This is a genomic window from Kitasatospora sp. NPDC059803 (genome assembly GCF_042732255.1).
Classification (GTDB): Bacteria; Actinomycetota; Actinomycetes; order Streptomycetales; family Streptomycetaceae; genus Kitasatospora.
The window spans coordinates 15,642-33,514 of the sequence record NZ_JBHWIJ010000062.1 but is presented as its reverse complement, the minus strand read 5'-3'; the positions used below and the strand labels follow the sequence as shown (position 1 = coordinate 33,514).

The window sequence follows — 17,873 nt, the reverse complement described above, 5'->3', positions numbered from 1 at the left end:
GCGCGGCGCCTCCCCCACGCCCGCCCCCGCCCCGCGCCGGGGGGGGGCGGCCCGCCCCCGGGGGGTGGGGTGTGGGGGCGCGGGTTACTTGGGCATCTCGTTCCAGAGCTGCTGGGCGCTCTTGCCGGTGAGCTGGACCCAGATCTGCTCGTTGTAGTTCGTGGTGTTCAGCAGGTGTGCCAGGTCGGGCTTGTTGTAGGCCTTCGAGACGTAGTCGATGAACCGGGCGGTGGCCTGGTAGCCGCTGTCGTAGTTGGAGTCCGGGCCGAAGTGCTGGGCGCCGGTGCCCGGCTGGAAGTTGTAGTCGCGCACCCAGTCCGCCAGACCCTCGCCCAGCCACCACTTGCCGGAGAACGGGCTGTCCCAGACCGCGACGTGCACGGCCTCGTGCACCAGGAAGCCGGTGTCACCCTTGTTCCCGCGGGTGTAGCCGATGTTGACGTGGACCTCCTTGACGCCGTTGCTGGGGTTCACGGTGGTGAACGCGGGGTTGTCGGTCAGCTTCGGGTCGAAGATGATCTTGAAGTAGCTGGGGGCGGCGAAGGCTCCCTTGGTGATCAGGTTGGAGATCGTCGGGTAGTAGTCCGCGACGGTCTTCTTCTGCTGCTCCAGCCACGGCCCGAGGTCCGGGGCCTGCGAGTAGTCGAGGTCGATGGTCGGGCGGCCGGCGGTCGGCGGGGTGGTGGCCCCGTTGCGGTCGAGGTTCCAGGACTGCGCCTGGTCCCCAGCGTTGCAGGCGGCCACCTTGGCGTTCAGGTCCGCGCCACGGGCCAGGCAGAGATTGCTGTCCGAGACGCTGTGCAGCAGCCAGGCCCGGCCGTTGCCCGCCGAGATGTTCTCCAGCCACCACTTCTGGTTGTCCGTGCCGACGTAGTTCCAGGCACCGACGGTGTTCTTGACCCGGTCCCGGTCGACGGCGTTGTTGGTGCCGGGCACCTTGACCGACCAGGTGCCGTTGCCCTCGTCCCTGACCGTCCAGACCTGCTGGGCGGAGGACTCGTTCCAGTCGCGGACCACCACGTTGGAGGCGTTGTTGCGGCTGTCCCACTGGAGGGCGCCGCCCGCGTAACTGGAGATACGGTAGTCGGCGCCGCTGGACGGGAGCGACTCGGCCGCACTTGCGGTCCCGGCGCCGAAGGCCATCCCGGACACGACGGTCGCGGCGGACAGGACGACGGCGGCGGCCGTACGACGGGTGAACATCTCGGGGCTCTCCTCTCGGGCGGTTCCCCCCTGGAACCGGCCTGCGCTCATGCCACCGGGCCCCGGTAGACGCGGCGTCAACGCTCCCGTCAACGGGTGCGTTGACAGGCCGTCGGCTCAGTGGTGTTCACCCGAAGGTCCAGGCCTCTGCCGGGCGGCTCCTCACTCGCGGATGCCCGCGCTCTCGACCGCCCGCCCACGGGTCGCCCGCACGGCCGCGCCCGCCGCGGTGGCCAGGGCGACGAGGGCGCAGAGCGCGACGGCCTCCCCGATCCGCGCCCACGGGACCACCGTCGGCGCGTCGGCCACGAGCTTGCCCAACGAGACGCGCTGGGTCAGTGCGGCGAGCGCGGTCGCCACGGCGGCGAGCAGGGTGGCGACGACCACCGCCACGGCCGACTCCGCCGCGGCCACCCTCACGATCTGACCGCGCACCGCGCCGGTGAGAGCGAGCAGGGCGAACTCCCGCCGCCTCCCCGCCATCGCCATGATCAGGGTGTTGGCGACCGCGATCAGCGCGTAGGCCAGCGCGATCCCCAGGATGATCACCGCCGCGTTGTCCGTCTGCTGCGCGGCATGCGCGCGCTCGGCCTCAAGGTAGGCGTCGTAGGTCACCACGTGCGCGCCGGAACCTGCCAGCGCCTGGTTCACCGCGGCCGTCTGCTGCGGGTCGAGCGCCGCGCCGGCGCCCGCCGAGGAGTCGAGGTAGACCCGGCTCGGCATCAGCGCGCCGGTCAGCGCCGAGGACACGTAGGTGTCGTCCCCGTTCAGGCCGCGCGCGACCACCGCCGCGACGACGGTCGAGGCCCTCGCGCCGGTCGGCAGCAGCATGACCACGCGGTCCCCGACCGCCAGGGCGTCGGACTCGGCCGCGTGCTCGTCGATGACCAGGAAGTCCTCGGGCAGCGAGGCGAGGGAGCCGGAGAGCACCGGCGGCGTGACGGTGACGCCCAGCGCCGCCGCCGGGACGGCCTTCGCGCTCAGCGAGTCGATCTGCTCACCGGCGGCGGTACCGATCCGGACGTTCATCGAGGCGACCGGGGTGACCCGGATCCCGGGCACGGCCGCCAGGCGGGCGAGCGTCGAACCGTCGATCCCCGAGCCTCCGGGCACGACCACGTCCGCCGCGCGGATCTCCTGCTGCTGCCGGGCCAGCAGCGCCGCGTCGCCGGACTCCTGCATCGTCAGCATCGCGGCGACCAGCCCAACGGCCACCACGATCGGCGCCACGGTGGCGGCCGTACGGCGCCGGGAGGTGAGGATGTTCTCCCGCACCAGCAGCGGGCCGGCCGTGGCGCAGCTGCGCAGCGGGCGGAGCAGCAGCCTCGTCACCGGGCGCAGCAGGGCCGGGGCCAGCAGGGTGACCGCGCCGACGTAGAGCACCGGCACCACCTCGTACTTGCGGGCGCTGGCCGCGAGGTACGGCTCGGTGCGGGAGATGACGATGCCCGCGACGACCGCGCCGGCCAGCATCCCGACGCCCAGCAGCCAGCGGGCCGGCGTCATCGCGCGGCGCTCCAGCACGCTCTCGCGCAGCACCTCGATCGGGCGGATCAGCGAGACGCGCACCAGGGTCGCGGCCGAGCCGGCCAGCGCGGCGGCGACGCCGATGACGGCGGCGACCAGCAGCGGCAGGACGGTGACGGGGATGGTGAACCACGACGGGGCCACGTGGTGGTCGAGCATCCAGGAACGCAGCGGCACGGTGCACAGCGGTGCGAGCAGGCAGCCGGCGACCGCCGCGGCCAGGCCGATCAGCAGGGCCTCCCAGAGCACCATGCGCCGCACCTGCCCGGGGGCCGCGCCCACCAGGCGCAGCAGCGCCAGTTCGCGGCGGCGCTGCTCGGCGGCGAAGGCGAAGGTCGCGGCGACGACGAACACCGCGACACACACGGCGAGTCCGGTCGTACTGCCCGCCATGGCCTGGGCGTTGGCCAGTGCCTGGGCGCCGCCGGTGGAGTCGGGGTCCAGCCGGGTCAGGCCGTCGCCGGTGAGGACCACGGCCCGGTCGCCTGCGAGCGCGGCCAGCTGCTTCGCGTCCTGGTCGGTGACGAGCGCGTTCACTCCGGGTGACAGGCGCTGCGCCTCGGCGGCGGTGAAGAAGACCACGTTCTCGAACCAGAGCGCGTCGGTGACGCCCACCACCCGGTAGTGGCCGGCGCCGTCGCCCGTCGTGACGCCGGTCTGGCGTCCGATCGGCTCCCGGGAGCCGCCGCCGACGACGATCTCGTCCGCGGCCTGCGGCGCGCGCCCGGCCGCCAGGCGGTAGCCCGCGAAGGCGGCCGAGGGCCAGGGGTGGCCCGTCATCTCCCCGGAGCCGGAGGCGAGTTGCACGGGAAAGCTGCGGTCGGGCGTAGCGTGCCCGGTCGCGGCCGCCTTCGCGACGACGTCGGGCGGCAGGACGGCGGGGGCCTTCATCGGGCGCCCGTCGAAGCCCTGCGGTGCCAGGACGGCCGAGGCCTCCTTGAACCGCTGCGGACCCGGGTGCGGCGTGCCGAAGGTGGCGGCGAGGGTCAGCGTCATCATGCCGATCATCGTGGTGCCGAGCGTGAGGGCGAGGAAGGCGCCCGCGAAGCCCGTCAGGCGGTGGCGCAGGGTGGCTGCGGCGATCTTCAGCACGGCTTCGTCCCACTCCCGCCGGGCTCCAGCGCGGCCATCCGCATCCCGTGCTGCTCGACGACATACGGCTGGCCCGGGGCCCGCCCCTCGCCAGGAGACGGGGCCGCTGCTGGAACCTTGCTCCGGAACACGCGCTCGCCTTCTCCGTGGGGGTCGGTCGGGCGCATCGGCCACCCGCCGCGCCGACGCTACGGCCCCACGCGGGATCGGCACCTCCGGACTGCCCCTGATATCGCCCCTGATATCACCCCTGAGGAACCGGGCCAGTGCCCGAAACGGGCACCCGGCCTCGTCCTGCCCTTGTGGCTTTCAGGCGCCGCGGGTCAGGCGCCGCGGGTGTCGTAGGTCTCGCGGTTGGCCAGCACATCATCCATGTGCACCTCGGCCCAGGCCTTGAGGCCGCGCATCATCCCGTACAACGACAGGCCGAGATCGGTCAGCTCGTAGGAGACGGTGACGGGCACGGTCGGCACCACGGTGCGGGACACCAGGCCGTCGCGCTCCAGGGAGCGCAGCGTCTGGGTGAGCATCTTCTGGCTGACACCGGCCAGCAGGCGCAGCAGCTCCGAGTAGCGCAACGCCCGGGGCTCGCCGGCGCAGTCGGCGCCCGGCCGGTGAGGGGCGTCGCTGCCGAGCCCGGCCAGGATCAGTGCGACCCATTTGTCGGAGATCCGGTCGAGCAGTTTGCGGCTGGGGCAGACCGCCAGGAATGCGTCGTACTCCACCTTGGCCTGTGCCCTCTGCTGGGCCGCCGTCACCGTCGCCATCGGTTGCTCCTCTCACCCGCGGGTGCCTTACGCACTCCGAAGTACCTACTTCCTGTCAGGAAGCTACTCACCAATGATGGTGCAGGGCGCCGACAGGCACCACCACCTCGCTGACACGAAAGGCAAGAGAATGGGCACGTTCCCCGCGACGCTTCCCGGCGGCACCTGGAACCTGGGCGACCTGACCGTCACCCGGTTCGGCTATGGCGCCATGCAGCTCACCGGTCCCTGGGTCATGGGCCCGCCCGCCGACCACGACGGCGCGCTCGCTGTTCTGCGCGAGGCCGTCGGCCTCGGGATCACCCACGTCGACACCGCCGACGCCTACGGCCCGCACATCACCAACCAGCTGATCCGCGAAGCCCTGCACCCGTACCGCGACTCGCTGCACATCGTGACCAAGGTCGGCGCGACCCGGGACCAGGAGGGAGGCTGGCCCCCGGCCCGCAAGCCCGAAGACCTGCGCAGGGCCGTCCAGGAGAACCTGGAGAACCTCGGCCTCGACACGCTGGACGTGGTCAACCTCCGGCTCGGCGACGCCCAGGGTCCCCAGCCGGGCTCGCTCGCCGAGGCCTTCGAAACACTCGTCGAACTCCAGCAGCAGGGCTTGATCCGGCACCTCGGCGTGAGCAACGCGACGGCGGAACAGGTCGCCGAGGCACTCTCGATCGCGCCGATCGTGTGCGTCCAGAACATGTACAACCTCGCCCACCGCCACGACGACGAGCTGATCGACGAACTCGCCGAACAGGGCGTCGCCTACGTGCCCTTCTTCCCCCTCGGCGGCTTCAGTCCGCTGCAGTCCTCCGCGCTCACGGCGGTGGCCTCCCGGCTGGACGCGACGCCGATGTCGGTCGCCCTGGCCTGGCTGCTGCGGCGGTCGCCGAACATCCTGCTGATCCCCGGCACCTCGTCGGTGGCACACCTGCGAGAGAACGTCGCAGGCGCGGGACTCCAGCTCTCCGACGACGATCTCGCCGCGCTGGACGACATCGGCCGCTAGGCAGTTCGTTTGCCGTCGAGGCGATCGGCCGCGCCGGCCGTACCACGGCCAGGCGTACCACGGCCGGGCGTACCGTCGCCGCGCTGCGGGCCGAGGAGTGCACAACGCGAGCGCCGGCAGGCGGGCGACAGGCCGTCGACCCTGACCGACGGGCGGCGGGAGGTGGGACTCTGGCCTTACGTCAGCCAGTCCCCCGTACGCCGCAAGTCTGATCATGAACCCATCCCTGCGCCGTACGGGGGGCGAGTGCGCCTGAACGAAGACTGGAGGCGATCCGCTCCAGGAGTACGCGCAGCAGGAGCTTCGTTGGGAGCGCTGCGACGCGGGCGGGCCGGCGGGGTTCGAGTGCGCGAAGGTCAAGGTGCCTCTGGACTACGGCAACCCCGGGGGCCGGAGGATCGGCCTCGCGATATCGCGGATCCATGGCTCCGGCTCTGACCGACGACCGGGTGAATCGTGCTGAACCACTCCTGCCGATGAGCAGCTGAGAGAAGGACATCGAGGTCCTCGCCCTGTGCCACCAACCACTCGCACTTCAGCGACAGGTCGGCAGGCCCACGTCCACCGCCACCGACCGCGCCGTCCTCGGCGGCACACTCCACGAGTACCAACACGCGGCCTGAACAGGGCGGATGGCGTTTTCGCCAGGAGCAGGTCCGGAGCCGCCCGATCTGACAACGTTTCGGTTGCGGTGGACGGCAATCCGGTCCCGAGTCTTCCCGAGCCTATGCGACACGTGACATTTTACATGTCACACATCGAGCGGTCGCGTGCCCCAACACGCGGTCACAACGGCCCCGGAGGCCCCCACAGATGCGTCTCTCCCGGATATCGAAGGTCAACGCGCGCAGACTCCCCGCGCTCGGCGCGGCCCTCTTCATCGCGCTCGGCCTGTTCACACCGCAGAGCCAGGCCGCCCCCGTCGGCGCCACGACCCCGGCTGGCGCGAACGCCGCCGGACCCGCCACCCAGGCGCCGCGGTCCATCCCGGTCCCCAAGTCACCCGACGCCAGGAACAACAGCTCCTTCAAGCTCTTCGCCCAGGACCACGCAGAGGAGGCCACCGCGCCGGGCGCCCCGGTCAGCGAGCCCGCCAAGGCGGCCAAGCAGTTCTCGGCCACCGCCGGGGAGCCCTGCCCGAACCTGTCCGGAGTGATCAACGCCACGGGCAGCGCGTTGGTCCAGCAGCTCAAGGCACTGCCGAACGTCCCCTGCGCCTACCCGCTGTTCAACCTCACCGGCGCCGACGCCGGGAAGGCCTTCCGCGAGTCCCAGATGGTGACCGTCGCCAACGCACTGCGCGACACCTCCGCCACCTACTCGGGCGACAACAGCACGTCCATCGGGCAGCTGGTGATGTTCCTGCGCGCCGGCTACTACGTGCAGGAGACCCGCCCGAACGAGGTCGGCAGCTACGGCGCCACCCTGGACACTGCGGCCCGCGGCGCGCTGGACGCCTTCTTCGCCGCCCCGCACAGCAAGGACGTCACCGACGCCAACGGCGACACCCTCAACGAGGTCGTCACGGTGATCGGCCAGACCCACACGCTCGGCCGGTACGCCAGCGTCGTCAAGTGGGTGCTCGCCAACTACAACGGCACCTGGCCCCAGTCGATGACCCTCTCCCTGGACCACTTCGAGTGGGTCATCAAGGACGGCTTCGACTCCAAGACCGACAGCCAGGGCTGGAAGGCCGCCCTCAAGACCGACCCCAGCATCCTCGACACCTGGGCCGGATTCATCACCCGCAACGACTCCCAGCTGAACCGCCTGGACATCGTCAGCAACATCGGCCGCTACCTCGGTTACGCCCTCGACGTCCCCGAGCTCAAGGACCGGCTGCGGCCACTGCTCAAGGACTTGATCAACCGCTACCCGAACGTCGGCCCCACCGCCCCGATCACCATGAACCTGGGCTGGGCCACCCGCCAGTTCGACAAGGGCAACTGCGCGGCCTACGCCATCTGCGACCTGAGCGACCGTCTGCTCCCGGTGATCCTGCCGATCCAGCGGATCTGCAACCCGGGGCTGAAGATCCGCGCCCAGGACATGTCCCCCGGGCAGCTGGCCACCACCTGCACCAGCCTGATCAACCAGGACGCCTACTTCCACAAGGTGATCGGCGACAAGGGCGCGATCCCCGGTGACGTGAACACCAACCTGGAGGTCGTCGTCTTCGACGACTACACCCAGTACTCGCTGTACGCCTGGGCCTTCTACGACATCGACGTGGACAACGGCGGCATGTACGAGGAGGGCGACCCGGCCAAGCCCGGCAACCAGGCCCGCTTCATCGCCCACGAGGCCAGCTGGCTGCGCCCCGACTTCCAGATCTGGAACCTCAACCACGAGTACACCCACTACCTCGACGGCCGCTACAACATGTACGGCGACTTCGAGGCCAGCCAGACCACCCCGACCATCTGGTGGGTCGAAGGCATCGCCGAGAACATCTCGTACGGCTACCGCAACGAGCGCAACACCGCCGCGATCAACGAGGCCAGTAAGAACACCTACAAGCTCAGCGAGCTGTTCGACACCGTCTACGGCCAGGAGGCGGACGCCGACGTCAACTCGAACCGGGTCTACCGGTGGGGCTGGCTGGCGGTCCGCTACATGCTCCAGGAACACCGCGCGGACATCGAGACCGTGCTCACCAAGTACCGCGCCGGCGACTGGAACGGTGCCCGCACCTTCCTGAAGCAGACCATCGGCACCAGCTACGACGCCGGCTTCGCCACCTGGCTGAAGACCACCTGCGCGACCAACGACTGCGGTCCCCTGCCGGAGGCCCCGGCCCCGGCCGCACCGCTCTGCACCATCGCCGACCCGCGCCAGTTCGACAAGAACTGCCGCCGCGACAACCTCGCGGCCACCACCGGCAACTACAGCTTCCACTTCCTGTACCTGCCGGCCGGCGTCAAGCAACTGACCATCACCAGCAGCGGCGGCACCGGCAACGCCGACCTGTACTACGGCGGCAGCAGCTGGGCCACCACCAGCAGCTACCAGGCGAAGTCCACCAACGCTGGCGACAACGAGACCCTGACCATCAACAACCCGCCGTCCGGCTGGGTCTACTTCAGCCTCGCCGCCCAGCAGGACTTCACCGGCGTCAGCGTCACCACGCAGTACCAGTAACCGCGCACCCACGACCTCGGGCGAGCGGTGAAGGGCCCGGACGTGTAAGGGTTCCTGTGCAAGTAGCCGTTGTCGTACCGATCAAGGGGCCTGCCGATCGAACGGGAGTCTCGATCGGGTGATCGCGGTCGGTAGCGGGCATGGCAGCAGGGCCTCGTGGTAGCTCGGAGGGCGTCTACGCCAACGAGCGATCCAGGAGGCCCTGCTTTCGCGGCTTTTCGCAGCGAGAGCCTGACGACAGACCCTAGCTAGGAACTTCGTTGGGGCGCACAGGGCCGCCGATCGTGGGTCTGCCCGAGGAAGGCACTTCTGGTTCAAGGGGGTGGCAGTCTCGATGGCAGGATGACGGGATGGTGACGAATCAGCCGTGGGCAGGGCTTCACGGTGACCTGCTGGCGGCGAAGGCATTGGTGTACGACCCGAGCGGTTTCGCCTGTTCGCCTCCGGTGGCCGAACCGGAGAGCGCCGAATACGCGGCCTGCCGGTTCACCATCGACGGCCGCTCGGTCCGGTTCCGCGCGGCCAAGACCACCCCGACGAAGGTGGGCCAGTTCGTCACCGTGTGGTTGCGCTCCGAGGAGGGACCGATCCGGCCCTTCGACACCGACGACGGGGTGGACCTCTTCGTCATCAGCTGCCGCGACGACAACGGCTTCGGGCAGTTCGTCCTCCCACGCGAGGTGCTGTGCGAGCGCGACATCGTCTCCCGCAACGGCTCCGGCGGGAAACGGGGGTTCCGCGTCTACCCGCCATGGGTGACCACGACCAACCGGCAAGCGCGCAGCACCCAGGCCTGGCAGGTGAACCACTTCTTCCACATCGGCCAGAACGGGCCTGCCGACCTGGCGTACGCCCGCACCCTCTACCACCCGTAGCAGCCCGCCGCCCTGTGCACCGGCTCGTCTGTCGGGGTGACATCCGGGCGCGGCCCGCCCGGGGCGGCGGTGCGCGCTCTGGTACGACGGGGTCTGATGTCCGCGCCGGCGGTGCGTTCCCCCCGTCCGCCGGCCGTCCCGGAGGAGAGATCGCCGTGCCCGTGCCCACCACCTTCGACCACCAGGCGAAGAACTACAGCGTCCCGCATGCCTACTGGCTGGCGAAGGCGTCCGAACTCGCCTACCAGGACGAGGCCGCCATCGAACAGCAGGCCCGCGACTGGGGCTTCGACCGGGTGCGTCACCATCAGACCCGGTTCACCCCGCCCTTCCCGCTGGAGGACACCCAGGCCTACACCATGGCCAGCGACCACATGGTCGTCACGGCGTTCCGCGGCACCCAACCGACCGAGATCCGCGACTGGCTCTCCGACTCCTCCACGCCGCCCTGGCCCGGCCCCGCCCGCACCGGCTACGTCCACTACGGCTTCGCCGAAGCGCTGGAGTCGGTCTTCCCTGACGTCCGGGACGCCCACGCCCAGCTGCGCACCAACGGCCAGACCGTGTGGTTCACCGGCCACAGCCTCGGCGGAGCCCTGGCCATGCTGGCCGGCGCCCGGTTGTACCTGGAGGACCCGCGCCTCCAGGCCGACGGCATCGTCACGTTCGGGCAGCCCCGCACCTGTGACCGGCTGCTCGCCGCCGCCTGCAACGAGGGCTTCAAGGGGCGCCTGTACCGGTTCGTCAACAACAACGACATCGTGCCCCAGCTGCCGCCGGAGCCGGCCTACACCCACGTCGAGGCGCTGAAGTACATCGACTCCTCGGGCCGGCTCCACGACTCCATGGGCCTGGTCGCCGGGCTCGCCGACCGCGCCAAGGGCCTGACCGCCGACGCGTTCGCTCCGGCCACGGCCGGTGTACGCGACCACGCGATGAAGCGTTACCTCGCGGCCCTGGAACAGAACCTCGCCTGACGGAGTCAGGCCCTGCGGGGCGGGGCGGGGCGGGCGCCGGTGGGTCCACGGCCGGAAGTCCACAGCGGCAGTCCGCGCCCGGCCGGCAGGCCCGGGCCGAGAGCCGAGTGAACCGATGGTACGAACAGTCTCCCCCGGTAGCGATGGGCACACGAACGTGTGTGGATGGTGACAGACCGCCACACCGCGGCCGTCCGATCCACCCTCACCACGCACCTCGAAGGGTTCCACCCATGCGTACCGCGCACCGCATCCTGGCCGTCTCCGTCCTCAGCCTCCCGCTCGTCATCGGCGCGGCGTCCACCGCCTCCGCCGCCGCGCCCGACAACATCCCCTCCCTCAACTTCGACAGCGGCGCGTTCGTCGTCGGCCCTAACGGCAGCGCCCTTCAGGTCACCGACGCCCAGTTCGGCCCCTGTGGCTCCACCTTCCTCACCGGCGCCGTCGCGGTCGGCCCGGGCGGCGTCGCGGGCAACGCCACCGAGACCGGCATCGGCATCGGCGGGCAGGGCTGACCCCACCCGCACCCGCACCACGGCTGCCCCGGGAGCACCTCGCCCCCGGGGCAGCCGTCCGTCCGAAACCGGATGGGGCCAGGACAAAACGCCCTACCCGGCCCACGGGAGGACACCCGCCCCCTGCCGGTCGGCACCGCCGACACCACGATCACCGTCGTCACCGGCGCCGCCGAAGTCACCGGCGGAACAGGCGCCGAGGAGGGCGCGGCAGCCGGCGCGCGCAGTGTCCGTCCGGCGCCTGGCGCGTGGTCACCGGACGGCCCGGGCCGGGCAGGCGGGCTGGTGCCAGGTCGTCCGGACCACCTGGCCGCCGGGCAGCCTGTGCTCGCTGTTCCAGGTCCGGCAGCACCCGGCGGCAGGTCGGCGCGGCCCGGACGGCATCGCGGAACCGACAGCCTGGCGGACGGGCACGGGCACGGGCACGAAGGCCGGCTTGCCAGGGCGGCCCCGGCGGCGCCTGGTGGAGGAAGTCGTCATGCCCGCCGTTCTGCCACCCCCGGCCTCCCTCCAACCTCGCCTCACCCGAACGGATGAGCAGCCCGGGCCGGCTGCGGGACGCTGACGCGGCAGCAGGAAGCGGTGGGGGGCGGACCTGGGCGAGGGCGTCGAGCAGGGGGCCTGCTGGGGGGTGGGCTTGCCGTCGGCGCGGCCCGTCTACTGGTCCCGCACGAGGATCAGGATCATCTGGGGCTGCTGGTCGACCTTGGCCACTGGTGGGGGCATCGGACCTGTCGCGGGTTCACAACCGGTACCGCAGCGAGATAAACGCCGCCAGGCCGCCCGTTCATCGTTTGTCTACCACCTGCTGTCAACGTGCCCCGGTACAGCTGTGAAGTTTCAAGGAGTTTCTCAATGGCACACCCGGGCACGACCGCCTCACCGACCGAACGGCGAATACCGTGGCGACCACAATGGGCGTACACGGCGGTCGTGCCGCTGTTCGCCCTCCTGGCGGGGCTCATCGGCGCGTTCCCGATACCCGCGCACGCGGTGGGCCCCGTCGCTCCGCCGCAGGCCGTACCGGCGACCGTTCAGGAACACTCGGCCGCGACCTACAACAATCAGTACGGCACCAGATGGCAGAGTGAGATCTTCAATCTCGCCCAACAGGTTGACGTTCTCGCGCTGCAGGAGATCCGGGACGTGGATCCGGATTTTCCGGACATCGTGCCCGAAGCATCGATCAACACGAACGGCTTCGAGGTCCAGAGGTACCGATGGGACGCCTTTCCCGACTGGATGGGCGGCACTCGCACCATCTACCGGGTCAGGTCAGGCCCTAAAGAGCGCTCGCTGGCCCTCGTGGTGTCGCGGAACGTCGACAACGCTGCGGCACCCGTGGTGAGAGTCATCCCGCCTCAGCCGGAGAACAACGGCCAGGTGGCTGACGATGCCAAGCCCATCCTGGGCGTCAAGCTCGCGGACGGCACGTGGTACTACTCCATGCACGCCACCAACAGGGCAACAGGCTTCCAGGAGCGGAACAACGTGCCGGCCGCCATCCAGGCGGTCACGGCGACGGGCGACGCGAACTGGGCCCTGATGGGCGACTTCAACCGCGAGCCCGGGTCACTGTCGATGGCGCAGGTGTTCGGCGACGGCCGTCGGCTCGTCAGCTCCGGCATGATGACCTACTCCAGGAAGCGCCCGACCTCCGAATACGACTACATGATCGCCCGGGGGCTGCCGGCCGATCACCAGTACACGGCGCGCCGCCTCGGCTACGTGGAGGAATCGGACCACTTTCCGGTGATGTTCAGCAAGGACCCGCTGCGTCGCAAGGACGAGACCTGTCGGCCGAACGTCCCGTCCCAGCCCCGAGCGGCGGCCGCGTCCATGATCTCTCTCGCGGCGGCCGGCGTCCGGGCTGACGTCCCGGCCGGCGTCCCGGCCGGCATCCCTGCTGGCGTCCCGGCCGACAGCGCGCCGTCGACGACCTCCGCTTCCGCCGCCACAGCCCGGGAGCCGCAGCACGGGAAGGTCTCCGTCCTGACCTCCGGAGCCGCCGGCCTGGTCGCCGACGTGCCGGACGCCGCGCCCGCTCCGGGCAGCCCGGTACGGGCCGCCGCCCCCGACTGCTCCGCCGGGCAGAGCTGGGCGACCTGGCAGAAGGCGGACGACACCTGGGTGATCGAGACCGGCCGGACCAACGGCACCACCCCGGCCGGACAGGGCAGCGTGCTCAGCGTCCCCGCGTACGGTGACCGGCTGGCCGTGCGGCCGATCGAGAACGACGCGACGAGCGGCAAGCCCGACGGCAGCCCCGGCCAGCGCTGGCGTTTCGTCGCCGACGGCGCGGGCGGCTACCGCATCACCACGGCCACCGACGGCCGTTGCCTCACCCTGGACGGCAACGCGCTGACGGTGGCGCCGTGCGACGGCTCCGACCGGCAGGGCTGGCACCTGTCCGTGCCGTGCTCCGGCGCCGGCCACACCGTCCCCGGCTTCCCCGACCTGCCGTGGCCGACCGTCGCGGACCGCCCCGAGGTGACCTGGCCGTCGCTGCCAGGGCACCCGGCGATCCCGTGGCCGTCCGTCCCGGGCTTCCCGGGCGTCCCGATGCCCGGCCACCCCGACCTGCCCGAGCTGCGCTGGCCCGGCTTCCCCACTCTGCCCACCACGGCGTGGCCCGCCATCTCCGGCCACCCCGAGGCGACCTGGCCGGCCGTCCCCGGCTCCCCGACCGTCCCGTGGCCCGCCATGCCGGGCCACCCCGGCGTCCCGTGGCCGGTGCTGCCGCTGCCCGGCAACGGCAATGACGACGGCAAGGCCCTGATCCCCGGGCTGCCGAGCGCCGCCGACCCGGCGATCCCGGGGCACCCGGACCTGGCCTGGCCCACCGTGCCGGGCTTCCCGCAGGTGAAGTGGCCCTCGGTGCCCGGCTCCCCGAACGTGCCGTGGCCGGGCCACCCCGACCTACCGGACGCGCCGGGAACGGGCGGACCCTCGCTTCCGGACGTCACCTGGCCGACGCTCCCGGGCAGCCCGCTCTGGCGCTGGCCGTCCGTCCCCGGGTTCCCCACCGTCCCGTGGCCCTCGCTGCCGGGGCTGCCGGACGTCCCGTGGCCCGCGACCACCGGCTTCCCGAACGACCCCGCCGCCTGGTCGAACCCGCCCAAGTCGCCGGAGGAGCCTCCCAAGTGCAAGCGGAAGGACCCGCCGGACGGCAAGACCCCGGGCGGTGACGACGGTTCCACCGGCGGCCGTCCGCCGGTGCCCGCGCCTCCGGGGATCTCGCTGCCCTGGTTCCCCGCGCTGCCCATGTTCCCGCCGATCTTCGGCGGCCCGTCGACTCCCAGCGGCCCCAACGGCGGCACTGGGCCCAACAGCGGTACCGGCCCCAACGGCGGCAGTGGCAACGATGCCGGGGCCGGCGCCTACCTCCAGCCGGGCACCGGGGACGCCCTCGTGCCCGATGTCCGCGGCTCCAGCACCGTGGCGGGCAACGCCGTCCAGGCCTACGAGCCGAACGGCACCGATGCGCAGAAGTGGGTGTTCTGGGACCGCGGCAACGGGAACTGGTCGATCGAGACCCGGCTCACCTACAACCGCGCCTCCGCCGCCGAGCGCATGCTGCTGGCCCACGACACCGGCCGGCACGAGAGCGTGCTCGCACCGGCCGCCGCGGACGGGCAGCCCGGCCAGCTGTGGCAGTTCAAGGACGCCGGGGGCGGCTGGACGAACGTCGTCAGCGCGGCCGGCGGCTGCCTGACCCAGCGCGGCGCGCACGAGGTACTGGCCGTCCGCGACTGCGACGGCAGCGCGCAGCAGAAGTGGAAGCTCTCCGGCACCGTGCCGACGACCGGGGGCGGCAACGGCAACAACGGCGGCAGCACGGGCGGTGGCAACACGGGCGGTGGCGGCACCGGCGGCCAGCCGCCGCTGGGCGCCGGCGGTACGCAGCCCGCGCACAACCGGACGGTGGTGCTGCAGTCGGGCAACGGCGGCCTGCTCGCGGACCTCGACGGCGCCAACACCGCCGCCGGGACGCGCATCAAGGCGCAGGGCCGCAACGGCAACGACGCGCAGAAGTGGACGCTGTGGCAGAAGCCGGACAGCCAGTGGCTGATCGAGACGAAGCTCGGCGGCGGCATGGTGATGGACCACAACCCCAGCACCCACCGCACCCACCTCATCGGTGCGCAGGAGGGCAACGCCAACCAGCTGTGGCGGTTCGCCGACGCCGGGGGCGGCTGGTTCACGGTCGTCAGCGCCGCCGGCAACGGCTGCCTCACGGCGGCGGCCGACGGTGCGGAGCTGGCGATCCTCGGCTGTGACGGCACCAACGCCCAGAAGTGGCGCCTGACCGAGGCCGTCGACAACCCGTCGACCGGCGGCGGCAACGGTGGTACCGGTGGCAGCGGTGGCAACAGCGGTGGCAATGGTGGTGGCGGGAACTCCGGCGACGCGGCCGCGGTGCCGGTCTACTCGGCGCTGCCGTCCAAGTGCCTGGACGTCACCGCCGGCAACACCGCGAACAACACCCCGATCGACCTCTACGACTGCAACAACACCGCCTCCCAGCGGTGGACCCCGACCGCGACCAGCGGCGGGCTCGTCCTGAAGGCGTTCGGCAAGTGCCTGGACGTCGCCGCCGGCAACACCGCCGGCGGCACCCGGGTGGGCCTGTACGACTGCAACGCCAGCGCGGCGCAGAACTGGCGCCAGGGCGCGGACTCCTCCCTGGTCAACCCGAACTCGGGCAAGTGCCTCGACGTCGTGGCGGGCAACTCCGCGAACGGCACCGCACTGCAGATCTGGGACTGCAACGCCAGCGACGCGCAGCGCTGGGGCCTGGGCACCGTCCCGCCGCGCGCCCCGCAGCAGCCCGCGCAGCAGCCCGGCACCACCCCGGTGGTGAGCCCCGGCGTCGGTTCGTCGCAGGTCGCCACCCTGCGCTCGGCGAACAACACCATGGTCGCGGACCTCGACGGCGCGAACACCGCCTCCGGCACCTCGATCAAGGCGCTCGGCGCGAACGGCAACAACGCGCAGCGCTGGGCGTTCTGGCCCACCGCGAACGGGCGCTGGATCATCGAGACGCTGCTGACCGACGGCAAGGCCGCCGCCGGCCAGGGCATGGTCATGGACCACGACCCGGGCACCCACCGCGCCCACCTGATCCGGACGATGGACGGCAACGCCAACCAGCACTGGGCCTTCCACGACGCCGGAGGCGGCTGGTTCTGGATCACCAGCGACGCCGACAACGGCTGCCTGACCGCCAACAACGCCGGTGAGCAGCTGGGCATCTGGGCCTGCGACGGCTCGGACCGCCAGCGCTGGCGGCTCGACAACATCCAGAACGGACCCACCCCTGGCGGCGGCTCCAGCGGAGGCGGCGCCGGTGGGAACACCGGCGGCTCGTCCGGCGGCGGTGTTCCCACCGGCGGGAACAACGGCGGCTCGACGGGCGGAGGTTCGACCGGCGGCGGGAACGCCGGCAGCGGGGGAACCCCGCAGGCGCCCGGGGGCAGCGGGGTGCGCCACGGCGTCACCACCGTCCTGCGCTCCGGCAACAGCGGCCTGGTCGCGGACCTCGACGGCGCCAACACCGCCGGCGGCACCCGGATCAAGGCGCAGGGCCGCAACGGCAACGCCGCACAGCAGTGGATGCTGTGGCAGAAGCCCAACAACCAGTGGCTGATCGAGACGAAGTTCGCCGGGGCGATGGTGATGGACCACAACCCCAGCACCCACCGCACCCACCTCACCAGCGCCCAGGAGGGCAACGCCAACCAGCTCTGGCGCTTCCAGGAGAGCCAGAACCTGCCCGGCTGGTACCGGATCATCTCCGCGGCCGACAACGGCTGCCTCACCGCCGTCAACGGCAACGAGGACCTCGCCGTCTGGGCCTGCACCTCCTCCACCGCCCAGTGGTGGGAGCTCGACGACTCGACGTTCACCGGAGGCGGCGGGGGGAACCCCGGCGGCGGCGGCGGTGGTGGTAGTGGTACCGGCGGCGGTGGTACCGGCGGAGGCGGCGGCGGGAACCCCGGAGGCGGCGGCGGAAGGGACCCGCGCTTCCCGGACGGCATGCAGCTCCCCCCGGTCTGCAACGGGCGGCAGTCCTCCGGTTCGTGGATGTGGCACGGGGACACCCTGTGCCCGGGGCAGAGCCTGGAGTCCAGGGCGGCGGAGCAATCCACCCGGCTCGTCATGCAGCAGGACGGCAACCTCGTCGCCTACTACACGCAGGGCGACGCCATCGGCGACCACACCTGGGCCGTATGGGAGTCGAAGACCGTGGGCTGCGGGGCCAAGGCCGTCATGCAGGACGACGGGAACCTCGTCGTCACCGCCGCCGACGGGCGGGTCTGCTGGGCATCGGGAACCAATGGCCGCAACGGCGCCTGGCTGATGGTCAGCCCCCTGGGCGACATCCAGATCCTGCAGGCCGGCGACGCCACCGGCGCCGCCATCGACGGGGCCCGCGCGGTGGCCGCCGCAGGGAAGGGCGACTTCCTGGAGGCCTTCATCTACGCGCTGCAGGCGATCATCAAGGGCGTCCCGAAGGTGCAGTGGCAGACGAACACCGGACACCCACGCCTGGTGCCGCCCAAGTGCGTCGTGACAGGAGGCCGGGTCATCCCCTGCACCTGACCTTCCTCCCACGGGTGGCCCGCGTACGCGCGGCACCCGCCGGGTGCGTCCGGACTCGCCGGCCTCTCGGAAGCCGGCCCGGGGGCCGCCCCGCCCCCGCGGGGGCGCGCGCGCGACCGGCGGGCCGTCCAGGCCTTCCAGCAGGCCCAGGGCTGGCGCGGCGCCGA

At 71.7% G+C, this 17,873-nt stretch carries 10 protein-coding genes; 6 read left to right on the top strand and 4 right to left on the bottom strand.

Going from position 1 to position 17,873, the window contains the following annotated elements; all coding sequences use genetic code 11:
- Positions 1–84: 84 nt before the first annotated feature.
- The 3 genes from ACFV6I_RS13355 to ACFV6I_RS13345 all read right to left on the bottom strand — a co-directional run bounded on the left by ACFV6I_RS13355 (position 85) and on the right by ACFV6I_RS13345 (position 4,589).
- Positions 85–1,203, bottom strand: coding sequence for a basic secretory protein-like protein (locus ACFV6I_RS13355; RefSeq protein WP_063351965.1), 1,119 nt, complete (start codon positions 1,201–1,203; stop codon positions 85–87).
- Between the two features lie 162 nt (positions 1,204–1,365).
- On the bottom strand, positions 1,366–3,822 hold the full coding sequence (locus tag ACFV6I_RS13350) for an FtsX-like permease family protein (protein ID WP_380425115.1): 2,457 nt from the start codon (positions 3,820–3,822) through the stop codon (positions 1,366–1,368).
- A gap of 323 nt (positions 3,823–4,145) precedes the next feature.
- Positions 4,146–4,589, bottom strand: a complete 444-nt coding sequence (locus ACFV6I_RS13345) for a helix-turn-helix domain-containing protein (RefSeq protein WP_063351967.1) — start codon at positions 4,587–4,589, stop codon at positions 4,146–4,148.
- A gap of 130 nt (positions 4,590–4,719) precedes the next feature.
- On the opposite strand from ACFV6I_RS13345, the gene ACFV6I_RS13340 reads away from it, so the two are divergent.
- The 5 genes from ACFV6I_RS13340 to ACFV6I_RS13320 all read left to right on the top strand — a co-directional run bounded on the left by ACFV6I_RS13340 (position 4,720) and on the right by ACFV6I_RS13320 (position 11,100).
- Positions 4,720–5,592 (top strand): aldo/keto reductase family oxidoreductase, encoded by an 873-nt coding sequence (locus ACFV6I_RS13340; RefSeq protein WP_380425112.1) that lies wholly within the window; start codon positions 4,720–4,722, stop codon positions 5,590–5,592.
- A gap of 813 nt (positions 5,593–6,405) precedes the next feature.
- Positions 6,406–8,733 (top strand): collagenase, encoded by a 2,328-nt coding sequence (locus ACFV6I_RS13335; RefSeq protein ID WP_363367716.1) that lies wholly within the window; start codon positions 6,406–6,408, stop codon positions 8,731–8,733.
- Positions 8,734–9,083: 350 nt separating this feature from the next.
- Complete coding sequence (locus ACFV6I_RS13330) at positions 9,084–9,608, top strand: MepB family protein (RefSeq protein WP_380425109.1); 525 nt, start codon at positions 9,084–9,086, stop codon at positions 9,606–9,608.
- A 155-nt stretch (positions 9,609–9,763) separates the two neighbouring features.
- Positions 9,764–10,585 (top strand): lipase family protein, encoded by an 822-nt coding sequence (locus ACFV6I_RS13325; protein WP_063351971.1) that lies wholly within the window; start codon positions 9,764–9,766, stop codon positions 10,583–10,585.
- A 233-nt stretch (positions 10,586–10,818) separates the two neighbouring features.
- On the top strand, positions 10,819–11,100 hold the full coding sequence (locus ACFV6I_RS13320) for a hypothetical protein (protein ID WP_380425107.1): 282 nt from the start codon (positions 10,819–10,821) through the stop codon (positions 11,098–11,100).
- A gap of 252 nt (positions 11,101–11,352) precedes the next feature.
- Here the strand turns inward: ACFV6I_RS13320 and ACFV6I_RS13315 are convergent, their stop codons facing one another.
- Entirely contained in the window at positions 11,353–11,580 is a 228-nt protein-coding gene (locus ACFV6I_RS13315; RefSeq protein ID WP_380425104.1) for a hypothetical protein, read from the bottom strand.
- A gap of 375 nt (positions 11,581–11,955) precedes the next feature.
- On the opposite strand from ACFV6I_RS13315, the gene ACFV6I_RS13310 reads away from it, so the two are divergent.
- Entirely contained in the window at positions 11,956–17,706 is a 5,751-nt protein-coding gene (locus tag ACFV6I_RS13310; RefSeq protein ID WP_380425101.1) for an RICIN domain-containing protein, read from the top strand.
- The last annotated feature ends 167 nt before the right edge of the window (positions 17,707–17,873 follow it).

Coding starts and splice junctions, on each gene's coding strand:
- ACFV6I_RS13315 (WP_380425104.1), bottom strand. CDS start 11,580: ATGACGACTTCCTCCACCAGGCGCCGCCGGGGCCGCCCTGGCAAGCCG.
- ACFV6I_RS13320 (WP_380425107.1), top strand. CDS start 10,819: ATGCGTACCGCGCACCGCATCCTGGCCGTCTCCGTCCTCAGCCTCCCG.
- ACFV6I_RS13355 (WP_063351965.1), bottom strand. CDS start 1,203: ATGTTCACCCGTCGTACGGCCGCCGCCGTCGTCCTGTCCGCCGCGACC.
- ACFV6I_RS13340 (WP_380425112.1), top strand. CDS start 4,720: ATGGGCACGTTCCCCGCGACGCTTCCCGGCGGCACCTGGAACCTGGGC.
- ACFV6I_RS13310 (WP_380425101.1), top strand. CDS start 11,956: ATGGCACACCCGGGCACGACCGCCTCACCGACCGAACGGCGAATACCG.
- ACFV6I_RS13335 (WP_363367716.1), top strand. CDS start 6,406: ATGCGTCTCTCCCGGATATCGAAGGTCAACGCGCGCAGACTCCCCGCG.
- ACFV6I_RS13330 (WP_380425109.1), top strand. CDS start 9,084: ATGGTGACGAATCAGCCGTGGGCAGGGCTTCACGGTGACCTGCTGGCG.
- ACFV6I_RS13345 (WP_063351967.1), bottom strand. CDS start 4,589: ATGGCGACGGTGACGGCGGCCCAGCAGAGGGCACAGGCCAAGGTGGAG.